Source organism: Diaminobutyricimonas sp. LJ205, assembly GCF_009755725.1.
Lineage (GTDB): Bacteria > Actinomycetota > Actinomycetes > Actinomycetales > Microbacteriaceae > Ruicaihuangia.
On record NZ_CP046619.1, the window covers coordinates 408127 to 425378 of the forward strand.

A 17252-nucleotide genomic window follows, 5' to 3' on the forward strand; every position below is an offset into this window, starting at 1 on the left:
CCCGTTGAGGGTGGGAAGGAAACTTTCGCTAACGACGACAACCCGCATCTGCCCCTCGTTCCCTCGGCTCTGCGCCCGACGCTAAGCGCCGCGGGTGTCGCCTGGGTGAACCGCTCTTGAACAGCACCGGGCGATCGTCGCGGACAGGAGACTCCGGATGCCGCTGGCTAGAGTTGAGCGCATGACTGAGACCCCCGGACTCGACCGCTTCTACAGTGTGATCCCCGCCGGCGGGATCGGCTCGAGGCTGTGGCCGCTCTCGCGGGCGGATGCGCCGAAGTTCCTGCACGATCTCACCGGCTCCGGGCAGAGCCTGGTGCGCGACACCTGGGACCGGCTCGGCCCGCTCGCCGGCGAGGAGCGCATCATGGTGGTCACCGGTCGGGCCCACCGGGCGGCGGTCGAGAGGCAGATCCCTGCGCTCGCCGACGAGAACGTTGTGCTCGAGAGCGAGCCGCGTGACTCCAGCGCCGCGATCGGCCTGGCCGCTGCGATTCTGGAACGCCGCGAGCCGGGCGTCATCATCGGCTCGTTCGCCGCCGACCATGTCATCCGCGACGCCCGCGGCTTCCGCCGTGCGGTGATCGAGGCGGTCGCCGCGGCGGATGCCGGGTACATCGCCACGATCGGCATCACCCCGACCGAGCCAGCGATCGGCTTCGGTTACATCCACTGCGGAGAGCCGCTGAGCATCACCGGCGCGCCAACGGCCGTCGCCGTCGACTCCTTTGTCGAGAAGCCCAACCTCGCGACCGCGAAGAAGTACGTCGCCAGCGGCGACTACCTGTGGAACGGCGGCATGTTCATCACCCGTGCCAGCGTGCTGCTCGAACAGCTGGGCAAGTCGGAGCCGGAGCTGCTCGCCGGACTGCTTGAACTGGCCGAGGCGTGGGACACTCCGCGCCGTGGTGCCGTTGTCGACAAGGTCTGGCCGACGCTGAAGAAGATCGCGATCGATTACACGGTTGCCGAGCCCGCAGCCACCGAGGGCAAGCTGGCCGTGATCCCGGGCGACTTCGACTGGGACGACGTCGGCGACTTCGCCTCGCTCGCCAAGCTGCACTCGGGCGGGCGCAAGTCCGATCTCGCGATCCTCGGCGAGAACGCCCGAGTGCTCGCCGACGCATCCAGCGGCGTGGTCGTCAGCCAGACCAATCGGCTGATTTCGCTGATCGGCGTCAATGACATCGTCGTGGTGGACACCCCGGATGCCCTGCTCGTGACGACCAGTGCCAACGCGCAGCGCGTGAAGGCGGTCGTCGACGCGTTGAAGATCTCCGGGCGCAACGACGTCCTTTAATCCTCAACCACCGGCAGGGGTGCAACCCCGGGGTGTTCGTGACCCAATCGCAACGTCTGCAAGCGGTTGCAGGGTTGCCCGGCGAATAAGCATCCCGGTTTACTTGGCCTCCAATCTTCCTTTTCCCCCTCGGAGCCAGTCATCACTATGACCATTCGCACTGCCGCACGCCCCGCTGTTCTGATCGTCACCGCCGCCCTGCTGCTCGCCGGCTGCGCGTCCGCTCCCTCCGAATCCAACGCGGAGTCGGATGCCACGGACTACTGCGCCCGCATGGTGACCAACTCCGGCGGACTCGAGGACCGTTCCTTCAACCAGTCCAGCTGGGAAGGCCTGCAGCTCGCATCCGATGAGCTCGGGATCGACGTCGACGCGATCGTGTCGCAGAACGAGACCGACCTGGCACCGAACGTCGAGCAGGCGGTCGGCACCGGCTGCGAGTTCATCCTCACCGTCGGCTGGGAGCTGGCCGAGGCCACCTCCGAAGAGGCCGCGGCGAACCCCGACCTGCACTTCTCGATCGTTGACGAGGTAGTCGAAGGCGACAACATCAAGCCGATCGTGTTCGACACCGCCCAGGCCGCGTTCCTCGCCGGTTACCTGGCAGCCGGCGTCAGCCAGACCGGAATCGTCGGCACATTCGGCGGCGGCAACCAGCCGCCGGTCACCCTGTTCATGGACGGTTTTGTCGACGGCGTCGACAAGTACAACGAGGCGCACGGGACATCCGTCGCCGTGATCGGCTGGAACAAGGACACCCAGGAGGGCCAGTTCACCGGCGACTTCGAGAACACCACGCTGGGCAAGACCACGACCGAGGCGATGCTCGACCAGGGCGCCGACGTCATCCTTCCGGTCGCCGGCCAGGTCGGTGAAGGCGCCGCGGCGGCCGTGCTCGAACACGGCAACTCCTCGCTGATCTGGGTCGACAACGACGGCTACGAGACGCTGCCCGAGAACTTCAAGCCGATCGTGCTCACCAGCATCCTCAAGAACACCCAGGACGCGGTTCGCGACATCGTGAGCGATGACCTCAACGGCGAGTTCGACAACGCCTCCTACATCGGCACGCTCGAGAACGGTGGAGTCGAGATCGCGCCATTCCACGACCGCGCCTCGCTGGTGTCCGCTGAGCTTGCGGCAGAGATCGACGAACTGCGCGCGCAGATCATCGCTGGGGAGCTCGAGATCACGTCGACCGCTACCCCTAAATAGGGGCGGCGACCAGCGGAAACGTTCCGGAAAGGTTTCACCGAGGTCGCGGATTTGTAACTGTTGAGCGCTCGCTCATGAATAGCAGAGTCAGAGCGCGCAACATTCGCTAAGTTGAACGCATCACTCCCGGCGTGCGCCGGGCTTTTCTTGGAGGACATCTTGAGAATCACATCGCGCAAGTCCGCCGTTGGCGGCCTCGCACTGGTCGGCGTGAGCGCGCTCGTGCTCGCCGGCTGTGCTGCAGCACCCGAGGATGAAGGCAACGGCGACGGCGCCGCGACCTCTGACTTCCTGCCCTGCATGGTTTCCGACGCCGGCGGCTTCGACGACAAGTCGTTCAACCAGCTCGGATTCGAAGGCCTGGAGGCGGCGTCCGAAACGCTCGGTGTTGAGCCCGTCACGGTAGAGTCGGCCGCCGAAACTGACTACGCGTCGAACCTCACCAACCTTGTCGCGCAGGGCTGCAACCTGATCGTCACCGTCGGCTTCGCGCTCGCCGAGGCTGCCGCGCAGTTCGCTGAGGAGAACCCGGAGATCGAGTTCGTCTCGATCGACGACCCGATCGACCTCGACTTCGACGGCGAAACCGACTTCCCGAACATCAAGCCGCTGGTGTACGACACCGCGCAGGCCGCGTTCCTCGCCGGCTACCTGGCTGCTGGTATCTCGCAGACCGGTGCCGTTGGCACCTTCGGTGGCATGCAGTTCCCGACCGTCACCATCTTCATGGACGGCTTCGCCCAGGGTGTCGCCCACTACAACGAGGTCAAGGGCGCCAACGTCCAGGTCTTCGGTTGGGACAGCGCTGCTGCGACCGGCACCTTCACCGGTGGCTTCGCCGCCGGCACCGAGGCGCTGAACGCTGCCAACTCGCTGATCGGCCAGAACATCGACGTGCTGCTGCCCGTCGGTGGCCCGATCTACCAGAGCGCCGCTGCCGCCATCCGCGACTCCGGCCGTGAGATCGCCATGGTCGGTGTTGACGCCGACCAGTTCGAGACCGACCCGTCGATCGGCGACCTGCTGCTGACCTCGATCCGCAAGGGCATGGATGTCTCGGTCGAGGAAGCTGTCACCATGGCAGGCGAAGGCAACTTCGACAACACGCCGTACGTGGGCACCCTCGAAAACGGCGGCGTCAGCATCGCCGACTACCACGACTGGTCTGACCGCGTTCCGGCTGAGCTCGATGCCGAGGTGAAGGCGCTCCAGGAGGCCATCATCTCGGGCGAGGTCAAGGTCACCTCGTACCTGGCGAAGTAATCCTGCGTGATTGATAGCGGGGAGGTCAGCGTTGCTGACCTCCCCGTTTCATGCAACCCGACCCCTAGAATCAGGAAACATGAAGCTCGAACTTCGCGGCATCACGAAGCGATTCGGTGCCCTGGTCGCGAACGACCACATTGACCTCACTGTCGAGGCAGGTGAAATCCACGCCCTTCTCGGAGAGAACGGTGCAGGAAAATCCACCCTCATGAACGTGCTGTATGGCCTCTATCGAGCCGATGAAGGCGAAATCCTCCTCAATGACGAGGTGCAGCATTTCGTCGGGCCCGGCGACGCCATGAACGCCGGCATTGGCATGGTGCACCAGCACTTCATGCTGATCCCCGTGTTCACGGTCGCCGAGAACGTGATGCTCGGCAATGAATCCACCAAGGCCGCCGGCATCCTCGACCTGGATGGAGCCCGCGCCAAGGTCCGTGAGATTTCAGCGCGCTTCGGATTCGACATTGACCCGGATGCCCTCGTGGAGGACCTGCCCGTCGGTGTCCAGCAGCGGGTGGAGATCATCAAGGCGCTCTCGCGCGACGCGAAGCTGCTGGTCTTCGATGAGCCCACTGCCGTGCTCACCCCGCAGGAAACCGACGAGCTCATCACGATCATGCGCCAGCTGAAGCAGGGTGGCACGTCGATCGTGTTCATCACTCACAAGCTGCGGGAAGTGCGTGAGGTCGCCGACCGGATCACCGTCATCCGGCTCGGGAAGGTCGTCGGTGAGGCATCGCCCAGCGCGACCAACGCCGAACTGGCTTCGCTCATGGTGGGTCGCCCGGTCGAATTGATGATCGAGAAGGACCCGCCCGTCGTCCGCGACAAGGGCGTTGTCGTCGACGGGCTGACCGTGATCAACCCGCTCGGCCAGCTGGTGGTCAACAACGTCAGCTTTGAGGTGCGCGGCGGTGAAGTCCTCGTCATCGCCGGCGTGCAGGGCAACGGTCAGACCGAACTCACCGAGGCCCTCGTCGGACTGCAGCAGCATGTCACCGGCAGCATCAAGCTCAACGGGTCCGAGTTGGTTGGACACGGCGTCCGCAAGATCCTCGATTCCGGGGTCGGCTTCGTCCCGGAGGACCGCACCGATGACGGTCTGGTTGCGGAGTTCACCATCGCCGAGAACCTGATGCTCGACCGCAGCAATGGCGTCCCGTTCGTCAAGGCGGGAAACTTGCAACTGAAGTTCGCCGAGGAGTTCGCGCACGAGAAGGTCAAGGAGTTCGACATCCGAACCCAGAGCATCTTCACCCATGCGGGCCGCCTGTCCGGTGGAAACCAGCAGAAGGTGGTGCTCGCGCGCGAACTGAGCCGCGACCTGGAGCTGTTCATCGCTGCGCAGCCGACCCGCGGCCTAGACGTCGGATCGATCGAGTTCGTGCACACCAGGATCATCGAAGCCCGCGACGCCGGCGTGCCGGTCATCGTGGTGTCGACCGAACTGGATGAGGTCGAAGCGCTCGCCGACCGGATCGCGGTCATGTACCGCGGCTCCATCGTCGGCATCGTGCCAGGTGACACCCCCCGCGATGTGCTCGGCCTGATGATGGCCGGCGAAACGACTACTGGAACGGGGGAAGCCGCATGAGCGACGACCGCGACCCGATGACCACACCACCCGAGAACCGCATCATCCACACCGAGGCCGACACTACGGTCGCCCCGGTCGAGGATCGCAGCGTCGAGCCCGAGCCGGAGTCCCGCTGGCAGCAGGCGATGCGCGACATCGTCGGCGGCAGCTTCATGATCTCGATCCTGGCCGTCGTGCTCGCGCTGATTGCCGGCGCGATCCTGATCGCGGTCACCGACGAGCGAGTGCAGGAGACCTCGGGGTACTTCTTCTCCCGGCCGACCGACATGCTCGCGGCGATCTGGAACTCCACCTGGGGCGCGTACAGCGCGCTGTTCCAGGGGGCGATCTATAACTTCCGGGTAGACGGCTTCGCCGCCGGCATCCGTCCACTGACCGAGACCCTTGTCTTCGCCACGCCGCTCATCGCGGCCGGCCTCGGCGTCGGCCTGGCCTTCCGGGTCGGCCTGTTCAACATCGGTGCCCGCGGCCAGATGCTGATGGCCGCCGCCGCGGCTGGGTACGTCGGGGCGTACATGTCATTCCCACCCGTGCTGCACCTGATCATCGCGGTTCTCGCCGGTCTGATCGCCGGTGGAATCTGGGGCGGCATCGCCGGAGTGCTCAAGGCGCAGACCGGCGCGCATGAGGTGATCGTGACGATCATGCTCAACTTCGTGGCGCTCTACCTGCTCGCGTACATGCTGCGCACGCAGGGGCTGCTGCAGGCTCCCGGGTCGAGCAACCCGAAAACTGCGCCCATGCAGGACACCGCGATCTTCCCCGAGTTACTGGGGCCGCAGTTCAACCTGCACTGGGGCTTCATCGTGGTCATCGCGGCCACCGTGTTGGTGTGGTGGCTGCTGAACCGGTCGAACATGGGCTTCCAGTTCCGCGCCGTGGGTGAGAACCCGCGCGCGGCGAAGGTCGCCGGCATCAACGTCAAGGGCGTCTACACCTGGTCGATGGTGATCTCCGGCGCACTCGCCGGGCTCGCCGGCGTCAGCCAGATGCTCGGCACCGTGACCACCGGCTTCAGCCAGGGCATCGACGCCGGCATCGGCTTCGACGCGATCACGGTTGCGCTGCTGGGTCGCTCCCGGCCGTGGGGAATCTTCGTCGCGGGTGTCCTGTTCGGTGCGCTGAAGGCCGGCGGGTTCTCGATGCAGGCTGCCGAAGGTGTTCCGATCGACATCGTGCTCGTCGTGCAGTCCCTCATCGTGCTCTTCATCGCCGCTCCGCCGCTGGTCCGGGCGATCTTCCGGCTGCCCACCCCTAGCGCCCTGAGCCGTCGAGAGCGCCGACTTGTCACCAAGGAGGTGGCTGCCAAGTGAGCACTACAACCGAAGCGGTCCCGCAGAAGATCGCAGGTCTCGAGACCACGACGATCACCAGCTGGCGCACCCCGATCGCGCTCGCCGTCTTCACGCTCATCTCGCTGGTCTTCATCCTGATTCCGACGGATGCCACGCAGAGCACGTTCCGGATCTCCACCCTGAACGATGTGATCCAGCTGCCGAACATCGTGCTGCCGGTGCTGCCGACAGTCATCGCGGCGGTCCTCGTGCTGGCACTGTTCACCGGCTACGCCGCCTGGATGGTCTCCCGGGGACAGAAGGTGCCCCTCTGGGTGCCGATCGTGTTCGCGGTCGTGTTCATGCTCGCGTTCCTCACGTGGGCGGGTGCCGGGGCGACCATCCCGATTCCCGGACTGCTGGCCGGCACCGTGAGCCTCAGCGTTCCGCTGGTGTTCGGTGCCATGGCCGGTGTGATCAGCGAGCGCGTCGGCGTCGTGAACATCGCCATCGAGGGTCAGCTGCTCGGCGGTGCCTTCAGCTCGGCCGTGGTCGCGTCGGTCACGGGCAACCCTTACCTGGGACTCGTCGCAGCGGCCGTCGCCGGTGTGCTGGTCTCGTTCGTGCTTGCCGCGTTCGCGATCAAGTACTTCGTCGACCAGGTCATCGTCGGTGTGGTGCTGAACGTGCTGGTGACTGGTCTCACCAGCTTCCTGTTCTCGCAGGTGCTGTCCGAGAACACCCCGCTGCTGAACACCCCGCCGCGGTTCGAGCGGCTGCCGATTCCGATCCTCTCCGAGATCCCGATCCTCGGGCCGGTGCTGTTCCAGCAGACGATCATCGTCTACGCCATGTACATCGCGGTGGCATTGATCACCTTCGCCATGTTCCGCACCCGTTGGGGCCTGCGGATGCGTGCCGTCGGTGAGCACCCGACCGCGGCGGACACGGTCGGCATCAAGGTCAACCCCACCCGGTTCTGGAACGTCTCGCTCGGCGGGGCGATCGCCGGCTTCGGTGGCGCATTCTTCACCCTCGGCTCGGTCGGCGCGTTCAACAAGGAAATGACCGCGGGCCTCGGCTTCATCGCTCTCGCCGCGGTGATCTTCGGCCAGTGGCATCCGATCAAGGCCACCCTCGCCGCCCTGCTGTTCGGCTTCGCCACCAACCTGCAGAACGTGCTCGGCGTCATCGGCTCGCCGGTGCCCAGCGAGTTCATGCTGATGCTGCCGTACGTGGTGACCATCTTCGCGGTCGCCGGCCTCGTCGGAATCTCCCGAGCACCCGCGGCGGACGGCAAGCCGTACATCAAGTCATGACCACCGAGATCGACTGGGACGCCTTGCGGGATGCCGCCCGCCAGGCCATGCAGAAGGCATACGTGCCGTACTCGAAGTTCCCGGTCGGGGCATCGGCGCTCGTCGATGACGGCCGCGTGGTCTCCGGATGCAACATCGAGAACGCGTCGTACGGGGTGACCCTGTGCGCCGAATGCTCGATGGTATCGGACCTGTTCATGTCCGGCGGCGGCAAGCTCGTCGCGTTCACCTGCGTCGACGGCAACGGCAACACCCTGATGCCGTGCGGGCGCTGCCGGCAGCTGCTGTTCGAACACTCGAGCTCGGGCATGCTGCTGGAGACCGTGTCCGGCATCCGCACCATCGACGAGGTGCTGCCGGACGCGTTCGGCCCGCGCACCCTGGAGGAGTACGCAACCTAATGGCCATCGAACCGTTCGACACCGTCGACCTGATCCGCACCAAGCGTGACGGCGGCATCCTGACCACCGAGCAGATCAACTGGCTGGTTGACGCCTACACCCGCGGCTATGTAGCCGACGAGCAGATGAGCGCCATGACCATGGCGATCTTCCTGAACGGCATGGAGCGCACCGAGATCCGCGACCTCACCCTGGCCATGATCGCCACCGGTGAGCGGATGAACTTCGACTCGCTGTCGAAGCGCACCACCGACAAGCACTCGACCGGGGGAGTGGGCGACAAGATCACCCTTCCGTTGGCACCGCTGGTGGCGTCCTTCGGCGTCGCCGTGCCGCAGCTGTCCGGCCGGGGCCTCGGGCACACCGGAGGCACGCTCGACAAGCTCGAGTCGATTCCCGGCTGGCGGGCGGCGCTGTCGAACGAGGAGTTCTTCGACCAGCTCGAGAACGTCGGCGCCGTGATCTGCGCCGCCGGCAGCGGACTGGCTCCCGCCGACAAGAAGCTCTACGCACTGCGCGACATCACCGGCACGGTCGAAGCGATCCCGCTGATCGCGTCCTCGATCATGTCGAAGAAGATCGCCGAAGGCACCGCGGCGCTGGTGCTGGATGTGAAGTTCGGCTCTGGCGCGTTCCTCAAGGACATCGAGCAGTCCCGCAAGCTCGCCGAGACCATGGTGCAGCTCGGCACCGATGCCGGCGTCGCGACCACGGCGCTGCTCACCAACATGAATGTGCCGCTGGGCCTCGCGATCGGCAACGCCAACGAGGTGCGCGAGTCCGTTGAGGTGCTCGCCGGTGGCGGTCCCGCCGACGTGGTCGAACTGACCGTCGCCCTCGCCCGCGAGATGCTCGCGCTCGCCGGCCAACCCGACGCCGACGTCGAGGCCGCGCTGCAGGACGGCAGCGCGATGGACACCTGGCGCGCAATGATCCGCGCGCAGGGCGGGGAGCCGGATGCCCCGCTGCCGATCGCCCTGGAACGCCACACCGTCATGGCCCCATGCTCCGGGGTGCTCGTCAAGCAGGAGGCGCTGCCCTTCGGCATCGCCGCCTGGCGGCTCGGAGCCGGCCGCGCCCGCCAGCAGGACCCGGTGCAGCACGCGGCCGGCATCGACCTGCACGCGAAGCCGGGCGACACCGTCACCGCGGGGCAGCCGCTGTTCACCCTGTCCGCCGACGAACCCGAGCGGTTCGAGCGGGCGCTCCAGGCGCTCGAGGGTTCCTGGGAGATCGGCGAGTCCGAGGCATCCGTCGACCTCGGTCCCCTGATCGCCGACCGCATCACCGCGTAAAGCGGCCTTTTCGTCTCGCACCTCGCGCTGCGTCGGCGCGTGCTTGCACATTCCGCCGCGCGCGCCTCAAAGTTGCATCCGCAGGCGCCGTCCAAGCGGCGCGCCGCTGGTAGTCACTTTGCGCGGGCGAACGTTCAGGCGCGCGAGTAACCATGGCCGGCGCACCGGTTCTGGGGCATCCGCCACCGCAACAATGGGCCGCGCGCGCGGCGCATTGTTGTTGCACCCCGCGAATCGACGACGGCTACTCCGGGTCGCCGATCCGCTCGAGGGCGTCGATGACCAGGTTCCAGAACTTGTCGGCGTCGAGCCCGGTCGCCACCTGAGTGGTGCACGAGGCGGGAGCGGGCGCCCGAAAGTCGGCGACCGTCATCCCGAGAGTGTGCTCGCCGCGCAACTCGACATCGAGCGGCACCTTGACCACGTGCAGCACCGACGGGTCGATCACGTACGCGACCGCACAGGGGTCGTGCACCGGCGGATACTCGAAACCCTGCGCATCGCGGTAGGTGTGCCCGAAGAAGTCGAGCAACTCGCCGACGAACCGCGCGGGCGCGGTGCCGACCGCGTCCACTCGTGCGCGCACCGCGGGCGTTGCCAGGGCTTGATGCGTGGCATCCAGCCCCACCATGGTCAGCGGCCAGGACTCCTTGAAAACGATGTGCGCGGCTTCCGGGTCGATGACGATGTTGAATTCGGATGTCGCGTTCCAGTTACCGACGTGGACGCCGCCGCCCATCAGCACGACCTCCTTCACCCGAGCCGCGATGCGCGGTTCCTTGCGCACGGCGAGGGCGATGTTGGTGAGCGCCCCGGTCGGCACCAGCGTGATCGTGCCGGGCTCCGCCTGCATCACGGTGTCGATGATCAGGTCGACCGCGTGCCGCGAATCCAGGGTCAGCGCAGGCTCGGGCAGTTCCGGGCCGTCCAACCCGGACTCCCCGTGGATCGACGGCGCGGTCTCGATCTCGCGCACGAGCGGCCGGTGCGCCCCGGCGGCGAACGGGATCCCGGTGATGCCGGCAACCCGGGCAACGGACAGCGCGTTCCGGGTGACTTTCTCGATCGTCTGGTTGCCCATCACGGTCGTCACCGCCACCAGCTCGACCGACGGGTTGCCGTGCGCGAGCAGCATCGCGATGGCGTCGTCGTGGCCGGGATCGCAGTCGAGCAGGATCTTCGTAGGCACGCTTCGAGCTTAAGGGCGGATTCCGAGGCCGATGCGGCGGCGCTGCCCGGTAGATTTGTAGCCATGACCGCTGCTGCTGAGGAATTCCTGCTGCCGGGTGGTGGTGCGTCGATTAGCGCGCTGCCCAAGGTGTCGCTGCACGACCATCTCGACGGAGGACTGCGCCCGCAGACGATCATCGAACTTGCCGACGTGATCGACTTCGCACTTCCGGAGACCGACGCGGAGGCATTGCGCTCCTGGTTCGCCGAAAAGAGCGACTCCGGTTCGCTGGTCGAGTACCTGAAGACCTTTGACATCACCACCGCGGTCATGCAAACCAAGGAAGGCCTCGAGCGCGTCGCCCGGGAGTTCGTGCAGGACCTCGGTCACGACGGCGTCATCTACGGCGAGATCCGCTGGGCGCCCGAGCAGCACCTCGCCCGCGGACTCAGCCTCGACGAGGTCGTCGAAGCGGTGCAGGAAGGTCTGGAGGCCGGCGTTGCGGATGTCGCGGCAACCGGCCGCCGCATCCGGGTCGGCCAGCTGGTGACCGCCATGCGGCACGCCGACCGCGGCATGGAGATCGCCGAGCTGGCCGTCCGGCACCGCGACCGCGGTGTTGTCGGCTTCGACTTCGCCGGCGCGGAGGCCGGCTTCCCCGCCAGCAAGGCCAAGGATGCGTTTGACTTCCTGGCCAGCCAGTACTTCCCGACCACGGTGCACGCCGGTGAGGCCGATGGCCTGGACAGCATCGCCAGCGCCCTGTTCGATGGGCGGGCGCTGCGGCTCGGCCACGGCGTGCGCATCGCCGAAGACATCACCATCGAAAGCGAAGACGGCGACAACACCTACGTGACCCTGGGCGATCTTGCGCAGTGGGTGAAAGACCGGGAGATCGCGCTGGAAACCAGCCCCTCCTCGAACCTGCAGACCGGCGCGATCGAACAGTGGGGCACCGACATGGTCGACCACCCGTTCGACCTGCTCTACCAGCTCGGTTTCCGGGTCACGGTGAACGCCGACAACCGGCTGATGAGCGGCACCACCCTCAGCCGCGAACTGCAGTTGCTGTCCGACACGTTTGGTTACGACCTCACCGATCTCGAGGTGTTCCAGCTGAACGCGGCCGCCGCGGCGTTCCTGCCGCTTGAAGACCGTGAGGATCTGGCCGAACAGATCACGGCCGGCTTCGCGGAGGCATAACGGATGCCGCTACCGCCACTCCCCGACACCGCGATCCGCATCAGCGCGCACGCGAACAACTGGCAGGAGGCCGTCAGGCTCGCCGGTGAGGCGCTCGAACTGTCCGGCGTCGCCCGTGCCACCTACACCGACCGGATGATCGAGATGATTGAGGAGCACGGCGCGTATATCGTGATCGCGCCAGGCCTCGCCCTCGCGCACGCTCGCCCCGGACCGGATGTCGTCTCCGACGGGATGAGCATCGTCACCCTGGACGAGCCAGTCAACTTCGGTCACCCCTACAACGACCCGGTGAGCGTGGTCGTCGGACTGTCCACTTCCACGGCGCAGCGGCACCTGCTGAGCGTCGCCGACCTTGCGAACGTGTTCAACGACTCCAACTCGATCACCGCGCTCGCCGGTGCCCGTTCGAGCGACGCGATCCGCGACATCCTCGGCGTCGAGGCCGACTGAACGAGGTTCACTAATGAAGATTGTCGCCATCTGCGGGGCAGGGATCGGCACCAGCGCGATCCTCAAAGTCAACGCCGAGCGGGTGCTCAAACGGCTGGATATCCAGGCCGAGGTGACCGCCGCCGACCTGGCCAGCCTGGCGACCGCCGCCGCCGACGCCCAAGTGATCCTCACCAGCCCGGAACTGGTCGATCAGATCGGGCAGACCTTCGCCGACGTCATCATCGTCGAGAACTACTTCGACACCGCCGAACTCAGCCGCAAGCTCGAAGCCGCGCTCGGCTGAGCCTTCCCCGCCCTCAAGGGGTCGAGCCCCCTCCGCTGGACGAGCCGCCCCCCCCCCCCCCCCCGGCTGGTCCAGCTCTCCGCTGGTCGAGCTTGCCGAGACCTCCGCACCCTCTCTGCGTGCCCGTAACCAGCCCGGAGGGGTACAACAGAGACATGACCTCACCGCTGGTGCTGGGTCCGATGCTTCGGTTCGTCGACGAGACAACCGCGAGCATCTGGGTGGAGACCCGAGACGACTGCCTCGTCACCGTGCGCGGCGGCGATCGGTCGTGGCGCGCACCCACGTTCCGGGTGCACGGCCACCACTACGCGCTGGTCGAGGTCGACGGGCTGGAAGCCGGCACCAGCACTCCGTACACCGTCGAGTTGGACGGCGTGCAGGCGTGGCCGGAACCGGATTCTGAGTTCCCGCCCTCGTCGATCACTACCCGGGCGCACGGGCGTGGGCTGCGGATGGCATACGGCTCCTGCCGCACGAGCGTCAGCCACGACCGCAAGGGCAACCGCACCCACGGGGTGGACGCGCTGCGCGCCTTCGCCCTCGCGGTGGCGCGGGGCGAGGCATCCGTGCCCGACCTGCTGCTCTTTCTCGGCGATCAGGTCTACGCCGACTCCACCACCGAGGCGATGCAGCAGTTCATCCGCAGCCGACGCGACATCAGCGAGCCGCCCGGCAAGGAACTCAAGGATTTCGAGGAGTATGCGCACCTGTACGCGTTGGCCTGGTCGGATGCCGCCAACCGCTGGCTGCTGTCGATACTGCCGAGCGCGATGATCTTCGATGACCACGACATCCGCGACGACTGGAACGCGTCGCTCAGCTGGAAGAAGCGGATGGAGGCGGAACCGTGGTGGCACGACCGGATCGTCGCCGGGCTGGCGTCGTACTGGGTTTACCAGCACCTCGGCAATCTGTCGCCCGAGGAACGGGCGGCCGATGAGCTCTGGCAGGGGATCGTCGCGCCGCACGACGGGGAGGTCGATCTCTCCGCCACGATCGATGCGTTCGCCGAGCGCTGTGACCGGCAGCCCACCACCTACCGCTGGAGTTACTCTCGCGACTTCGATGATGTTCGGCTGATCGTGCTCGACTCCCGGGTGTCGCGGGATCTCACGCCGGACAACCGTGGGCTGCTTGGCCGAGACGAACTCGACTGGTTCGACGCTCAGCTGCAGGGCGGGTTCCGGCACGTGCTGATCGGGTCGTCGCTGCCGTTCCTGCTGCCGCCGGGGCTGCACCACCTGGAGGCCTGGGATGAAGCGCTCGCACAGGGTGCCTGGGGCAGGCCCGCCGACCGGGTCGGCGAGTGGCTGCGGCAGCTGGTCGACCTCGACCACTGGGCGGCGTTCCAGAACAGCTTCCAGGCGGTGGCGCGGATGACGACGGAATTAGCCGACGGCGGGCGAGGTCCAGCGCCGGAGACGGTGACCTTCCTCTCCGGCGACGTGCACTACTCGTTCGTCTCCGAGGTGGAGCGAGACTCGGGAAGCCGGATCATCCAGTCCGTCTGCTCGCCGGTGCGGAACCCGCTGCCGCGCTGGCTGCGCTGGTTCGCCGTCGCTAGCTCGTATGGGCTCGCCGAGCCGCTCGGTGCGGCGGCCGCGCGCTCGGCGAAGGTGCCCGATCCGCCGTTCCACTGGAAGAACAAACGGGGTCCGTGGTTCGACAACAACCTCGCCTTCCTCGAAGACGGCGACGACGGCCTCGCGCTGATTTGGCGCTCCGGCGTCGTCAGGAACGGCGACGAGGAACACCCACGGCTGAAGCAGGTCGCCGGGGTGCGGGTGCGGCCGCGGTAGGTGGCGCTACACCAGCAGTTCGCGCATCCCGGCCTCGAGCGCCTCGACCGTCTGCGTCGCGGCGGCGCGCTTCTCCTCGACCGAACCGATGGTCGAGGACGCGTCGATGTAGACCTTCAGCTTCGGCTCGGTGCCGCTCGGACGCACAATCACGCGCCCCTCGCCCTCGACCCAGATCCGCAGGATGTCGCTCGGACCGAACTTGCCGAAGCCGCTCGAGAAGTCCTCGATCCGGTCCACCTTGAGACCGCCGATCGCCGCCGGCGGCGTGAGACGCAGCTCGCTCATGTACCGGCTGATCTCGGCCAGCTCGGTCACCCGCAACGAGATCTGGCGTGACGCGAAGGCGCCGAACCGCTCGTCAAAGGCCCGCTGGTGCTCGGCGAGCGTCGTGCCCGCAGCCTTTAGATCGGCGTACAGCCCGAGGAAGTCGAGCGCCGCCGAGATCCCGTCCTTGTCCCGAACGGTGCCGGGGTTCACCAGATAGCCGAGCGCTTCCTCGAAGCCGTACACGAGTCCGCCAGCCCGCGAGATCCACTTGAATCCGGTGAGGGTGTCCACGTAGTCGATGGCGTGCTTGCGGGCGATCGCGGCCAGCCCGGGGGAGGAGACGATGGAGGCCGCGAAGGTGCCATTCGGCACCCGCAGGCGTTCGGCGGCACGCCAGCCGAGCAGCAATCCCACCTCGTTGCCGCTGAGGCGGCGCCATCCGGAGCCTTCTGGAACGGCCACGGCCAGCCGGTCGGCGTCCGGGTCGTTCGCGATCACCAGCTCGGCGCCGCGCGAGGCGGCGAGCTCGAGGGCCAGGTCCATCGCCCCGGGCTCCTCAGGGTTGGGGAACGCCACCGTCGGGAACGCGGCATCCGGCTCGATCTGCTCGGGCACGACGATGGCGCCGTCGAATCCGGATGCCTCGAACACGCGCCGCGCGGTCTCCCAACCGACGCCGTGCATCGCCGTGTAGACGAACGCCACAGGGGCCGCCGCCTGCGGAACCAGAGCCGACGTGGCCGCGATGTAGGCGTCGACGACGGTTTCGTCGGCGGTTTCGTACTCGGGGGAGCGCGGCAGGGCGAGCACACTGCTGGCCGCCACCTCGTCGATGAAGGCGGCGATGTCGGCGTCGGAGGGCGGCACGATCTGCGATCCCTCGTGGCGACCGCCGAGATACACCTTGTAGCCGTTGTCACGCGGCGGGTTGTGGCTCGCGGTGACCATCACCCCGGCGGAAACCTTCAGGTGGCGCACCGCGAATGCGAGCACCGGGGTCGGCAGCCGGCGCGGCAGCAGGATCGCGCGCACACCGGCGCCCGCCATGATCTCGGCGGTGTCGATGGCGAAGACGTCGGAGTTCTCCCGTCCGTCGTAGCCGATCACGACGCTCGGCTCGTCCTCGTGGGAGGTCAGGTAGGCGGCCAGGCCGGCGGCGGCCTGGGCGACGAGCACCCGGTTCATCCGATTGGAGCCGGCGCCGAGTTCGCCGCGAAGCCCCGCGGTGCCGAACGCGAGACGCGTGTCGAAGCGTGCATGCAGGTCGGCGATGGCTGCCAGGGAACCGGCGGCGGCGTCGCTGATCACGGGCTCCAGTTCGGCGCGGGTGGCCGGGTCGGGATCCTGCGCGAGCCAGGCCCGGGCGGTGTCGATGACCTCGGTGTCGACGACGTTCACAGCTGTTCCACAATTCGGGCCAGCAGGGCGCTGATCACCTGCTCGGCGTCCTTGCCGGCCTGGATCACTTCGGCGTGGCTGAGCGGCGTGGTCTGGATGCCGGCGGCCAGGTTGGTGATCAGTGACATCCCGAGCACCTCCATGCCCGACTCGCGCGCGGCGATCGCCTCGAGCGCCGTGGACATGCCGACGATGTGCCCGCCCATGGCCTTGGCCATCTGCACCTCGGCGGGAGTCTCGTAGTGCGGTCCGCGGAACTGCACGTACACGCCTTCGTCCAGGCTGGGCTCGATCTGCTTGGCGAGGGTCCGCAGCCGGCTCGAGTACAGGTCGGTCAGGTCGACGAAGGTGGCGCCCTCGAGCGGCGAGTTCGCGGTGAGGTTCAGGTGGTCGCTGATCAGCACGGGCTGGCCAGGCGTCCAGGTCTCGCGGATGCCGCCGGCGCCGTTGGTCAGGATCATCACGGATGCCCCGGCCGCCGCCGCGGTCCGCACTGAGTGCACCACCCGGCGCACGCCGAGGCCCTCGTAGTAGTGGGTGCGGGCGCCGATCACGAGGGCACGCTTGCCGCTCGGCAGCTTCACGGAGCGGAGAGTGCCGCCGTGGCCTTCGACCGCAGGCTTCGAGAATCCGGTGATCTCGGTCGCGGGGAACTCAGCCGTCGTCTCCCCGATGAGGTCGGCGGCCTTTGCCCAGCCGCTGCCCAGGGTGAGGGCGACGTCGTGCTTATCGATGCCGGTTTTCTCGGCGATCTCGGAGGCCGCCTGGGCGGCGACCTCGAACGGGCTCGTGGCCGCGTCATCCAGGGAATGCTGAATCATCCCCCCAGATTAGTGGTGGGGTCACCGCCCGGAGCGTATCCCGCTCGTGACTATCTGGAGATGCGGCGCTGACGTCGCGATGCTGGCCAGGGGTTCAGAGGCGCTGGCTGCCCGATTCGGGTCGGCAGCGGAGGATCGCGAACGCGCGTCGTACTGAGCCGTGCCCAGACTGCTCAGG

At 67.1% G+C, this 17252-nt stretch carries 15 protein-coding genes; 12 read left to right on the top strand and 3 right to left on the bottom strand.

What is annotated here, in order from left to right; genetic code table 11:
- The first annotated feature begins 181 nt into the window (after nucleotides 1-181).
- The 8 genes from GO591_RS02015 (at nucleotide 182) to GO591_RS02050 (ending at nucleotide 9670) form a co-directional block, all read left to right on the top strand.
- Complete coding sequence (locus tag GO591_RS02015; protein WP_157155276.1) at nucleotides 182-1300, top strand: mannose-1-phosphate guanylyltransferase; 1119 nt, start codon at nucleotides 182-184, stop codon at nucleotides 1298-1300.
- A 147-nt stretch (nucleotides 1301-1447) separates the two neighbouring features.
- Nucleotides 1448-2515, top strand: a complete 1068-nt coding sequence (locus tag GO591_RS02020; RefSeq protein ID WP_157155277.1) for a BMP family lipoprotein — start codon at nucleotides 1448-1450, stop codon at nucleotides 2513-2515.
- 159 nt (nucleotides 2516-2674) lie between these two features.
- A complete protein-coding gene (locus tag GO591_RS02025) occupies nucleotides 2675-3778 on the top strand; it encodes a BMP family lipoprotein (RefSeq protein ID WP_157155278.1) in 1104 nt (367 codons plus the stop codon).
- Nucleotides 3779-3857: 79 nt separating this feature from the next.
- Nucleotides 3858-5378, top strand: a complete 1521-nt coding sequence (locus GO591_RS02030) for an ABC transporter ATP-binding protein (RefSeq protein ID WP_157155279.1) — start codon at nucleotides 3858-3860, stop codon at nucleotides 5376-5378.
- On the top strand, nucleotides 5375-6694 hold the full coding sequence (locus GO591_RS02035) for an ABC transporter permease (RefSeq protein ID WP_232466240.1): 1320 nt from the start codon (nucleotides 5375-5377) through the stop codon (nucleotides 6692-6694). The genes GO591_RS02030 and GO591_RS02035 overlap by 4 nt, the downstream gene beginning before the upstream one ends.
- Entirely contained in the window at nucleotides 6691-7974 is a 1284-nt protein-coding gene (locus GO591_RS02040; RefSeq protein WP_157155280.1) for an ABC transporter permease, read from the top strand. Before GO591_RS02035 ends, GO591_RS02040 begins: the two co-directional genes overlap by 4 nt.
- Nucleotides 7971-8375, top strand: a complete 405-nt coding sequence (locus GO591_RS02045; protein ID WP_157155281.1) for a cytidine deaminase — start codon at nucleotides 7971-7973, stop codon at nucleotides 8373-8375. Before GO591_RS02040 ends, GO591_RS02045 begins: the two co-directional genes overlap by 4 nt.
- Nucleotides 8375-9670 carry a thymidine phosphorylase gene (locus tag GO591_RS02050; RefSeq protein ID WP_157155282.1) on the top strand — a complete coding sequence of 432 codons (1296 nt, stop codon included), beginning with the start codon at nucleotides 8375-8377 and terminating at the stop codon, nucleotides 9668-9670. The genes GO591_RS02045 and GO591_RS02050 overlap by 1 nt, the downstream gene beginning before the upstream one ends.
- Nucleotides 9671-9914: 244 nt before the next feature.
- On the opposite strand, the gene uriH is transcribed toward GO591_RS02050, so the two are convergent.
- On the bottom strand, nucleotides 9915-10859 hold the full coding sequence (gene uriH / locus GO591_RS02055) for a uridine-preferring nucleoside hydrolase UriH (RefSeq protein WP_157155283.1): 945 nt from the start codon (nucleotides 10857-10859) through the stop codon (nucleotides 9915-9917).
- A gap of 63 nt (nucleotides 10860-10922) precedes the next feature.
- Here uriH and GO591_RS02060 point away from each other — a divergent pair, with 63 nt between their 5' ends.
- The 4 genes from GO591_RS02060 to GO591_RS02075 all read left to right on the top strand — a co-directional run bounded on the left by GO591_RS02060 (nucleotide 10923) and on the right by GO591_RS02075 (nucleotide 14585).
- Complete coding sequence (locus GO591_RS02060) at nucleotides 10923-12044, top strand: adenosine deaminase (RefSeq protein ID WP_157155284.1); 1122 nt, start codon at nucleotides 10923-10925, stop codon at nucleotides 12042-12044.
- Nucleotides 12045-12047: 3 nt separating this feature from the next.
- Nucleotides 12048-12497, top strand: coding sequence for a PTS sugar transporter subunit IIA (locus GO591_RS02065; RefSeq protein WP_157155285.1), 450 nt, complete (start codon nucleotides 12048-12050; stop codon nucleotides 12495-12497).
- A 13-nt stretch (nucleotides 12498-12510) separates the two neighbouring features.
- Nucleotides 12511-12783, top strand: coding sequence for a PTS sugar transporter subunit IIB (locus GO591_RS02070; RefSeq protein WP_157155286.1), 273 nt, complete (start codon nucleotides 12511-12513; stop codon nucleotides 12781-12783).
- Between the two features lie 155 nt (nucleotides 12784-12938).
- Complete coding sequence (locus tag GO591_RS02075; RefSeq protein WP_157155287.1) at nucleotides 12939-14585, top strand: alkaline phosphatase D family protein; 1647 nt, start codon at nucleotides 12939-12941, stop codon at nucleotides 14583-14585.
- A 6-nt stretch (nucleotides 14586-14591) separates the two neighbouring features.
- Here GO591_RS02075 and GO591_RS02080 read toward each other — a convergent pair whose 3' ends face one another.
- On the bottom strand, nucleotides 14592-16253 hold the full coding sequence (locus GO591_RS02080; protein WP_157155288.1) for a phospho-sugar mutase: 1662 nt from the start codon (nucleotides 16251-16253) through the stop codon (nucleotides 14592-14594).
- A complete protein-coding gene (locus tag GO591_RS02085) occupies nucleotides 16250-17074 on the bottom strand; it encodes a purine-nucleoside phosphorylase (RefSeq protein WP_157155289.1) in 825 nt (274 codons plus the stop codon). The genes GO591_RS02080 and GO591_RS02085 overlap by 4 nt, the downstream gene beginning before the upstream one ends.
- Nucleotides 17075-17252 lie beyond the last annotated feature (178 nt).